Origin of the sequence: Imperialibacter sp. (assembly GCF_040222815.1) — a bacterium.
Lineage (GTDB): Bacteria > Bacteroidota > Bacteroidia > Cytophagales > Cyclobacteriaceae > Imperialibacter.
Genome location: NZ_JAVKCH010000013.1, coordinates 344,942 through 353,435 on the forward strand (window position 1 = coordinate 344,942; position 8,494 = coordinate 353,435).

Annotated in this window: 11 protein-coding genes; all 11 read left to right on the forward strand. The window is 45.0% G+C overall.

Annotation, left to right across the window (positions count from 1 at the left end):
- Nucleotides 1–48 precede the first annotated feature (48 nt).
- Nucleotides 49–516, forward strand: coding sequence for an N-acetyltransferase (locus RIF36_RS04485; protein ID WP_350119520.1), 468 nt, complete (start codon nt 49–51; stop codon nt 514–516).
- Nucleotides 509–1,051 (forward strand): hypothetical protein, encoded by a 543-nt coding sequence (locus RIF36_RS04490; protein WP_350119517.1) that lies wholly within the window; start codon nt 509–511, stop codon nt 1,049–1,051. The genes RIF36_RS04485 and RIF36_RS04490 overlap by 8 nt, the downstream gene beginning before the upstream one ends.
- Before the next feature lie 45 nt (nt 1,052–1,096).
- Nucleotides 1,097–1,675 carry a Crp/Fnr family transcriptional regulator gene (locus RIF36_RS04495; RefSeq protein WP_350119514.1) on the forward strand — a complete coding sequence of 193 codons (579 nt, stop codon included), beginning with the start codon at nt 1,097–1,099 and terminating at the stop codon, nt 1,673–1,675.
- Between the two features lie 73 nt (nt 1,676–1,748).
- The gene (locus RIF36_RS04500) at nt 1,749–2,726 is read left to right on the forward strand and encodes a cyclase family protein (RefSeq protein ID WP_350119511.1); all 978 of its coding nucleotides are present in this window, start codon (nt 1,749–1,751) and stop codon (nt 2,724–2,726) included.
- 4 nt (nt 2,727–2,730) lie between these two features.
- A complete protein-coding gene (locus tag RIF36_RS04505; RefSeq protein ID WP_350097211.1) occupies nt 2,731–3,177 on the forward strand; it encodes a DMT family transporter in 447 nt (148 codons plus the stop codon).
- 5 nt (nt 3,178–3,182) lie between these two features.
- A complete protein-coding gene (locus RIF36_RS04510) occupies nt 3,183–3,812 on the forward strand; it encodes an NAD(P)H-dependent oxidoreductase (RefSeq protein ID WP_350119508.1) in 630 nt (209 codons plus the stop codon).
- Nucleotides 3,813–4,307: 495 nt separating this feature from the next.
- Nucleotides 4,308–5,033: a DUF488 domain-containing protein gene (locus RIF36_RS04515; protein WP_350119505.1), complete on the forward strand. Its 726-nt coding sequence runs from the start codon at nt 4,308–4,310 to the stop codon at nt 5,031–5,033.
- Nucleotides 5,033–5,851 carry a DUF8758 domain-containing protein gene (locus RIF36_RS04520; RefSeq protein WP_350119502.1) on the forward strand — a complete coding sequence of 273 codons (819 nt, stop codon included), beginning with the start codon at nt 5,033–5,035 and terminating at the stop codon, nt 5,849–5,851. Before RIF36_RS04515 ends, RIF36_RS04520 begins: the two co-directional genes overlap by 1 nt.
- Before the next feature lie 126 nt (nt 5,852–5,977).
- Complete coding sequence (locus RIF36_RS04525; RefSeq protein WP_350119500.1) at nt 5,978–6,886, forward strand: hypothetical protein; 909 nt, start codon at nt 5,978–5,980, stop codon at nt 6,884–6,886.
- Nucleotides 6,887–7,440: 554 nt separating this feature from the next.
- Nucleotides 7,441–7,866, forward strand: coding sequence for a WapI family immunity protein (locus RIF36_RS04530; RefSeq protein WP_350119497.1), 426 nt, complete (start codon nt 7,441–7,443; stop codon nt 7,864–7,866).
- A gap of 187 nt (nt 7,867–8,053) precedes the next feature.
- Nucleotides 8,054–8,494: hypothetical protein (locus RIF36_RS04535; protein ID WP_350149314.1), on the forward strand; the 441-nt coding region annotated here is incomplete at its 3' end.

Genomic DNA, 8,494 nt, shown 5'->3' on the forward strand with positions numbered 1-8,494 from the left:
TATAGAAATAGCTTTACGTTTTTAGGAAACTTTCTGTACATTTAATTTGTGGTAGTAATTGATACTGGAACAGGAGCGAGCCACAAGGTAGAGATTGAGCCTGTTGACGATCGTGACTTCGCAAGTCTGACGAAGGCGAGGTATTTCTTTGATTGGAAACAAGAAAAGCAATTCGAGATGTATAAGCTGAGAATAGCCAACACGAGGGATATACTTGGACTTGTTTCTATAGAGAGAATTCCAGAAGAGTGGAGGTTGCATATAAGGCTGCTGACCGTTTCAAAAGAAAATAGAGGGAGTAGCAAGAAATATGAAAACATTGCTGGCAACCTACTGACGTTTATTTCAAAAATTGCTGTAAGAGAATACGGTGAGCTTGCCTGCGTGTCGCTAAAGCCAAAGGGATTAATTGCTCGCCACTACATAGATAAATTCGGCATGAACGTAACGGGTCTGACTTTGAGCATCGAAATTTTGGAAATTTTCAATTTGATTGAGAAATACGATCATGACTAGCAGAAAAAGGGAGATAAGGGAAGCTGAAGGAGCAGAGTATGGCGTTGATTCACGGTACTCTTCAAAGAAAGACAGACTGGATGACGGCAAGGCATTAATGGAGGCCAGGTTGCAGAGAATGAAAAACCTGTCAGCCGATCAAATCGTCAAGGCGAAGTTATTGCAGCTAAAGCTGAAAATGGACGAATACATTAAAGAGCCGGTCTATCACACGCATAGTGCTTTTACCGAATTTTTGACCTCATACATCGATGCGATCTATAGCAGAAGAAATAGTTTTGCGAAAGATATTGACGTCACTCCTGTTTTGCTGAGTCAGATTTTGAATAACCACCGGGAGCCAAACGAAGAGTTCCTGTTAAGGCTAATGATACATGCTGAAAAAACATACGAGCACGTATGTCAATTTCATAAAAGAACATGGCATCAGGTTTACTTTCAAGAGAAAATATGCGATGTGATAGCCAACCAGGACAAATGGCGGCCTGACGTGGAGAAACATGTAAAGATCAGCAAACTGGCCAAAGTGTTATAGCTGGTGGTCACAGGTCTGTGGTAAGGCATCAAAACGAGATAAAAAGTGGATGCATCCGATAAACTCATACATCACCTGCAGGAAACCATTCCGCTTACGGAGAACGAGGCGGAATTGGTGAAGCAAAGTTTTAAGGAAGTTACCTTAAAGAAGAAGGAGACGCTGCTCTTTAAAGGTGAAACTTCTTCGCACATGCGGTTCATAGCCGAAGGCTGCCTCAGGAGCTACTACATGGACGAGGACACGAAGGAACACATTATCCAGTTCGGCATCGAAGGCTGGTGGATCAACGACTTGTACAGCTACCTCACCCAAACGCCCGCCAAACAGTTTATTCAGGCCATCGACGACAGTGTGCTTCTTCAAATACACAGAGACACCCTGAACAGGCTTTATGACGAGGTGCCTGCTGTCGAACGATTTTTCAGAATGAAATTCGAAACTGCCTATGTGGCTCTGCAGGATCGCACCATCAACTCCATGAGTAAAACCGCCGAAGAACGGTATGTGGAGTTTCGCTCCAAATACCGGGACATTGAGCAGCGTGTTCCCCAGTACATGGTGGCCTCCTACCTGAAAATCACCCCCGAGTTTTTAAGTGCTATCAGGAAGAATTTGATTTGATGGGTCGTTCTTAAGATACCTTAAGGCAACCGGTTTTCATGACGCCCAACTTTGTAAGAAAAAAGTTAAAGTCATGAAAACAACAACATTCATTTTGGTCACGCTGCTCACCATGGCGGCCGCAACGGCACGGCAAAAAGAAGCAGTTGGTGAAAGTCCCTGGGGCCCCGACGATGAAATAGGCACCCTCAACATGATGACAGAGGCATCGCAACTGAAGGTGCTTTCGCAGATTGTGTCAGGCAAGGTCTACGACCTCAGCGTCGACTACTTCGTAGGCATGCCAAGCTTCCATTCCCTGGGCGATCCTGGTTACCAGTACTGGCTCACGCACACACCCCACGGTACCGTTGTCGACAATCCTAATGGTTTGGGAGAGGCCATGAACCAAAAGGTAAGCTACACCGGCGACGCCATTTCTATGTACACTCACATGGGTACGCACATTGATGCGTTGAACCACTTTGGGCTCAACGGACAAATCTGGAACGGCTTTACACCTGAGAAATACCTGGGCGACAAAGGCTGGAAAAAGACAGGTGCTGAAACCATACCGCCGATCATTGCCAGAGGTGTGCTGCTGGATGTGGCAGCTTCCAAAGGTTCACTTCCCAAAAACTACCGCATTACTGCCAGCGATTTGCAGCATGCACTCAAAAGGCAGCAAATGAAGCTGCAAAAGGGTGACGTCGTGTTGATTCGCACGGGCCAGGCCCGGCACTATGAAAATGCTGCTGACTATCTCGACAACTACCCTGGCATCAGCCTCGATGCCGTGAAGTGGCTGGTGGAAGAAATGGACATCATGCTGCTGGGCGCCGACAACCTCAGCTTTGAGGCTTTTCCTCCAGAGCGGGACGATAACTGGGTGCCGGTGCACACTTACCTGCTGGCTGAAAAAGGGGCCATGTTTATAGAACAGATGTTTCTGGAAGAACTTTCGGCAGATAAGGTCTACGAATTCGCCTTTATTGCTGCCTCGCTGAAGCTGCGGGGGGCAAGCGCTTCGCCCATGCGTCCGGTGGCATTTCCTATTCAAACAAAGCAGTAAGCCCATGAACAATCCTGTATTACTCCTGCTTTCGTTTTCGGTAGGTATTATGGTTGTGATCCAGGGCGGGATCAACTCCCGTCTCGGGGTCATGCTCAACAACTCACTTGTGGCCACTGGCATAGCCCTGGTAATGAGTGCGAGTGTTACGCTGCTGGTAGTAGTAGCCACTGTACGGCAGCTTCCGACAGCCGGTGAGCTGAGACAGATTCCTGCCTACATGTGGTTTGCAGGCGGCGTTTTTAGCTTCATCGCCGTCTCGCTGTTTTACTATGTTATACCCAGGGTGGGTATCTCTACCGCAGTCACCTTTAGCCTCACAGGTCAGGTTATTTTTGCTGCCGTCGCCAGTCATTTTGGCTGGTTTGGTATGCCACTGGAGCCCGTATCAATAAAAAAGATCGCCGGTATGCTTGTAATGATTGCCGGCGTAGTACTTGTAAAATCATAAATAAGATGAACTTAATAGATAAACTTAACTGGCGTTATGCCACCAAAATATTTGACTCCGAAAAGAAGGTAAGCGCTCACGACCTGGCATTCCTGAAGGAAGCGATCAGGCTTTCTGTCTCCTCCTATGGTTTACAGCTCTACAAAGTGCTCATCATCGAAAATGATGATATCAGAAAGGAACTCAGGAAGTCTTCCTGGAACCAAAGCCAGATAACAGATGCTTCCCACCTTTTCGTTTTTTGCAACTACACCCGCAACTACGACCAGCATGTGGATAGCTATATTCGGCGGATCATTGAATTGCAGGGAAAAGGTGATGACGGCCTGAAGCAGTACGGCGAATTTATCAAGAAGACCATTGCTGGCATGCCCACGGAAGAGCGAAAGAGCTGGTCGGAGAAGCAGACTTACCTCGCTTTGAATAACTTGCTGATGGCCTGTGCAGAGCTGAAGATCGATGCTTGCCCGATGGAAGGGTTTGATAAGCAAGCCTACAATCAGCTCCTTGGTCTTGATGAGCTCGGGCTGAATGCGGCAGTCATTGCGCCGGTAGGTTATCGCTCTGATAAGGACGAAACCCAGCAACGACAGAAAGTAAGAAAGTCGATGGAGGAATTGTTCCAGATGGCTTGAAGTTTTTTGGGGTATAAATGATGTTGAAGTCCCTGCCAGTAGATTGGGACTTCATTTTTTTATTGCGTCGAACTCAGGTTCCCTGCACTGTGAAAGTGGTTGTTCTCTTTGCATGGTAGCGATCGGCATTTGTTTTTTATTGCATACCTCGCTACTGAAGAGTTGCTAGTAAAAACTTTTGATAAAAATGCCTGTTACATTGCCTTCTAACCAGCAAAAAAAAAGCTTTATGGTGTGGAAGGATCAATTGGAAGAAAGGCTGGTCTAACCAAATGGGCATTTGATTGGTTAGTTCCTGGGTTTGCAATTTCGTAATTTTGCGCTGTGTACTATCGGAGAAAGTTGCTTTTAGGGGTTCTGGAGGAGTTTGGAGGAGTTTTAAGTCATACAAAGCTTCAGAAGATACTATTGCTGGTCACTCGTAAGCAATCCGAAAAATCATTCGATTTTGTTCCCTACAAGTTTGGTAGTTTCTCTTTTCAGGCTAACCAGGATTTGTCCACCCTGGCAAAGACAGGCTTCGTAATTGATCAGACGAAAGACCCTGGCTCTGATTGGGTCTTGGATAAAAATGAAGACTTCTTTAATACTCTTAAAAAAGAGGATCAGGCAGCCATTAAGCAGACAAAGCAAGAAGTGTCAGGATTTAACCAAAAGGAATTGGTAAGGTACACTTACTTAAAGTATCCATATTTTGCTACGAAGAGCCAGATAGCAGGGGAGCTTCTAAATGCTCAGGAGTTGGAAAAAGTCATTTCGCAAAGGAGAAGTTTTGCAGAGCAGGCATTTTTCACCATTGGCTACGAGGGCATTAGTCTTGAGACATATTTGAACAAGCTTATAATCAATGATGTCAAGCTGCTTTGTGATGTTCGAAAGAACCCATTGAGTATGAAGTATGGCTTTTCTAAGGGCCAATTAAAGAGAGCCTGCGAAAGCGTCGGGATTGAATATGTTCATGTGCCCCAATTGGGGATTGATTCCGACAAACGCACTGATCTAAGGACAATGAGCGACTACAATAAGTTGTTTGATGAATATGAAAAAACAACACTTGTAGACAATAAGACCCAACTGGAAGAAATATATTTATTAGCGAAGAAATATAGAAGAATTGCAATAACTTGTTTTGAGAAAGAACCATGTATGTGCCACAGAAGTAGGGTAGCGAACTCACTAAAACTACTTCCTGCATGGGATATTGATCAAAAACACCTTTAATGCCCAAAGAAAAAATACTCATTACGGTCAAGACTTATCCGTCACTTTCCGCTAAGTATGATGAACTGGTTTGCACGGCCGGTTTTCGTGAAGATGGGTCGTGGGTGAGAATATATCCCGTTCAGTTTAGGAAGAGGAAATACAGCCAGCAGTGTTCGAAATATCAATGGATAGAAATCGAACTTGTCAAGAACACTGGTGATTTCAGGAAGGAAAGTTACCGTCCAGTCAGTCATGATGCAGAAATAACTATCGTAGGCGAAATTAAGCCCGACGGCGACGATTGGAGGGAAAGGAGAAAGGTCGTCCTGAACAAGGTGTATTTCAACCTCAAGGAGCTGATAGCAGAGGCGAAAAATAATAAAATAGGAACATCATTGGCCGTATTTAAGCCCAGTGAAATCGTCGGTCTTGAAATAAAACAAGTTGACAGAGAATGGAGCAAAGAAAAGCTGGATCGGCTGAACCAGCTTAACCTTTTCGAATCATCTGACGGTGAAGGTAGGTTCGAAGTGGTTAAAAAGCTTCCTTATAAGTTTTCTTACAAGCTAAAGGACAATGAGGGAACTGTGAGTACCATGATGATTGAAGATTGGGAGATCGGCCAACTGTACTGGAATTCACTTAGGCGACATCAGGGAGATGAGGAAAAAGCTTGCGAGGATGTTCGGAAGAAGTACATTGACGATTTCGCACGAACAAAGGATCTCCATTTGTTTTTAGGAACTACAAAACTGCACCATAACACGGCACCAAATCCATTTGTAATTATTGGGACATTTCACCCCAAGCCGACAACTCAAACGTCGTTGTTCTGATTGGTTTTCTACTAAACGGCATTTCTTAAAACAAGAATAACACGCATCCATGTGTGTTATTTTTGTATTAGTGCCATCTTGGTGAATTGTTTGAAGTCAGCGCTTGTCATGTTCAGAAATAATTTAGTGATACGATTCTTTTTGCTTGCCTTCATCAGCTGCCTGCCACTTGCTGGCCATGCCCAGCAAGTGAAAAATGTCCCGGCAGCATTCGAAGCCTTAAGGCCCGAACCTGAGGTGATTGTGCTCACGAACGATATCGACGTGCCTACTAAGTCCGGGCATTTGCAGGGTGTGCAGGTGATGGAAAAGGACGGAGCTGAAAAACTGCTGATGTCGGGCAGCTCGCTTACCCAGGCCTATATTTTGCAAGCCGATTTGGAAACAAGAAAAACTGACAAGCTCATTCCTTTGATGAAGGAGCCGTTTCGGCACGCCGGAGGCATTCAGCTGACCGACACGTACCTCGGTGTGGGCATAGAAGACAATGTGAAAAAAACAGTGTCGAAGGTGCACTTGTACGACTACAAAGACGGAAGTTTGTACGAAGACAGGCCAACGGTAACTATCGATAGAGAGGGAGTACCTGAGCTGAAAACCGCCGGGGCAACAGGTATATTGGCGTTGGAAAATGACTACCTGATGGTTGTGAGCAATTGGGACAGCCGCAACTGGGACTTCTACCGAATAGACCCCGACAAACCCGATAAGTCGATCATAGCTTCTTTTGCCGCTCCTGCCGGCTGGGGGAGCTACCAGTCCATCAACCTGATCCGGGATGAGGAGGCCATTTACGCCATAGGGTTTTGCAAGACTGCCCATGGCAACTACGCCGATTTAATCCTCGTGAGTAAGCCCGGCACTTTTGAGCCGATCATGGAAAAAGTGCTTACCAAAGCCTTCAACTGCCAAAGCGGCGTGAGCTTTGGTGCGGCTGCCGGCTTGCAGGTGGACAAGGGAGGGAACTTGCATCTTTGGGCCACCCAGCCCAATGCGCTAAAGCAGATTACAGTGAACAAATTTTCTCAACGATAAACTACCTCGTGAGCCCCATCTTTTGGATGAAAATTTCGTATACTAAAGAAGGCAGCCGCTGCCATTCGTTCCTTTCTCTCTCAAATATCCCCTTTTCTTTGCAGCGCAGCTAATACTCATTTGCTACGCACCAAACACCACCTTTGCTACGCAGCAAGTACCCTGTTTGCTGCGCAGCAAACGACTGAAACATGCCTATCTTTCAGGTCAAACATAGCTATGTTGCAGGTGAAATGTAGCTATGTTGAGGAGCAATTATAGCTACAATTGGAGTCGATGATAGCTATGTTAGAAAATGGTGCCGTTTTCAATGTGAAAGGAGGCTCCAAGTAAGGGATGAGGAGGCATGGGGGAGTCGGGCAGCGCAACAATGACATAACCGTATATTATACTAATAATATACGCATATTATGCGTTTACAAACGGATAAATAGGCTTGTCGACGTTGAACCTCCCATTTTGAAAATGAGCCTGAAAAAATGTTATAATGGAAATAAACGTAACTAGTTGCGTATATTTGGGCGTTGTGGGCCATTTCTGACCGACTTTAAGTTATGAACATAAAAATTGGGAGTAACACGGACTACTTGGAGATAACCGACATAGTTCCGGAAGGACAAGAGTTCGGGTATAGCACAAGCTCTGTCGAGTTTTTAAGGGGGACGCTGTGTCTGAAAGTTAGCGGCGTCAAGACCGACATAAGGGCCTCATTCATGATTGGTGAGATCAAACAACTTTTGACCAACCTCGAGCAACTTTACAGGACGCTCAAGCTTAAGTTTGAATTTCAAAACCTTGAGGACAATGTGCTTTTAAAGTTCTCCCCAACACTCAATGGACAGATCGAAATTGATGGGAAACTTAGAACTCAAAACTATTCTGCGACAATTGATTTCATGTTCGAGACGGATCAAACGTTTCTGCCCAATACGATCGAGCAAATTAGGGACATGCTGGCAGCTTTGGCTGCTAGAGCTTAGAGACAAAGGCCCACAACACGCCGCTAACAATGAATGGTGGCTTTATCGGTTTTCAATCATTTGTTGGTTTGGATTGTCCGCCACAAAGTATAAATTTATCAGCGGCGTGGCTAACTGCTAGCGGAAACGGAAGTGCATAACATTCCACCACTCATGTTAGCGAGGCGTTAGCGAGCACCACTGCTGCATGAAGAGACTGACTTTCATATTATTTGCTTTTTTTCTTTCTGCCGAAGTTGCATTTGCGACGGGGCAATACCCTGAATTGATCATCTATGAAGGCGATACTCTCGAACTGCTTTCTGTGCCACTGGAAGACTATTTAGGAAAGTATGATGAACGAGAAAACAAATATCCATTTCTTAAACTGACCTGCTCTACTGCCCTATGGAGAAGCTATCAAGCTCTATGGAAGCTTGAGAATGATGAATTATTTCTTGTTGATGTATTCCTTTGCGCCGATCATGAGAAAAGTATACTTCGAAATCTATTTGAATTAGACTCGCCAATAAAAGCCAAATGGTTTTCTGGAAAATTATTTGTCCAACATGGCAAAATGATTAAATATCATCATTCCGGGTTTGCACAATATTTTGAGGAGGAAACAGTAGTTGAAATTCAGGAGGGT

Coding starts and splice junctions, on each gene's coding strand:
- RIF36_RS04530 (WP_350119497.1), top strand. CDS start 7,441: ATGAACATAAAAATTGGGAGTAACACGGACTACTTGGAGATAACCGAC.
- RIF36_RS04520 (WP_350119502.1), top strand. CDS start 5,033: ATGCCCAAAGAAAAAATACTCATTACGGTCAAGACTTATCCGTCACTT.
- RIF36_RS04505 (WP_350097211.1), top strand. CDS start 2,731: ATGAACAATCCTGTATTACTCCTGCTTTCGTTTTCGGTAGGTATTATG.
- RIF36_RS04490 (WP_350119517.1), top strand. CDS start 509: ATGACTAGCAGAAAAAGGGAGATAAGGGAAGCTGAAGGAGCAGAGTAT.
- RIF36_RS04500 (WP_350119511.1), top strand. CDS start 1,749: ATGAAAACAACAACATTCATTTTGGTCACGCTGCTCACCATGGCGGCC.
- RIF36_RS04510 (WP_350119508.1), top strand. CDS start 3,183: ATGAACTTAATAGATAAACTTAACTGGCGTTATGCCACCAAAATATTT.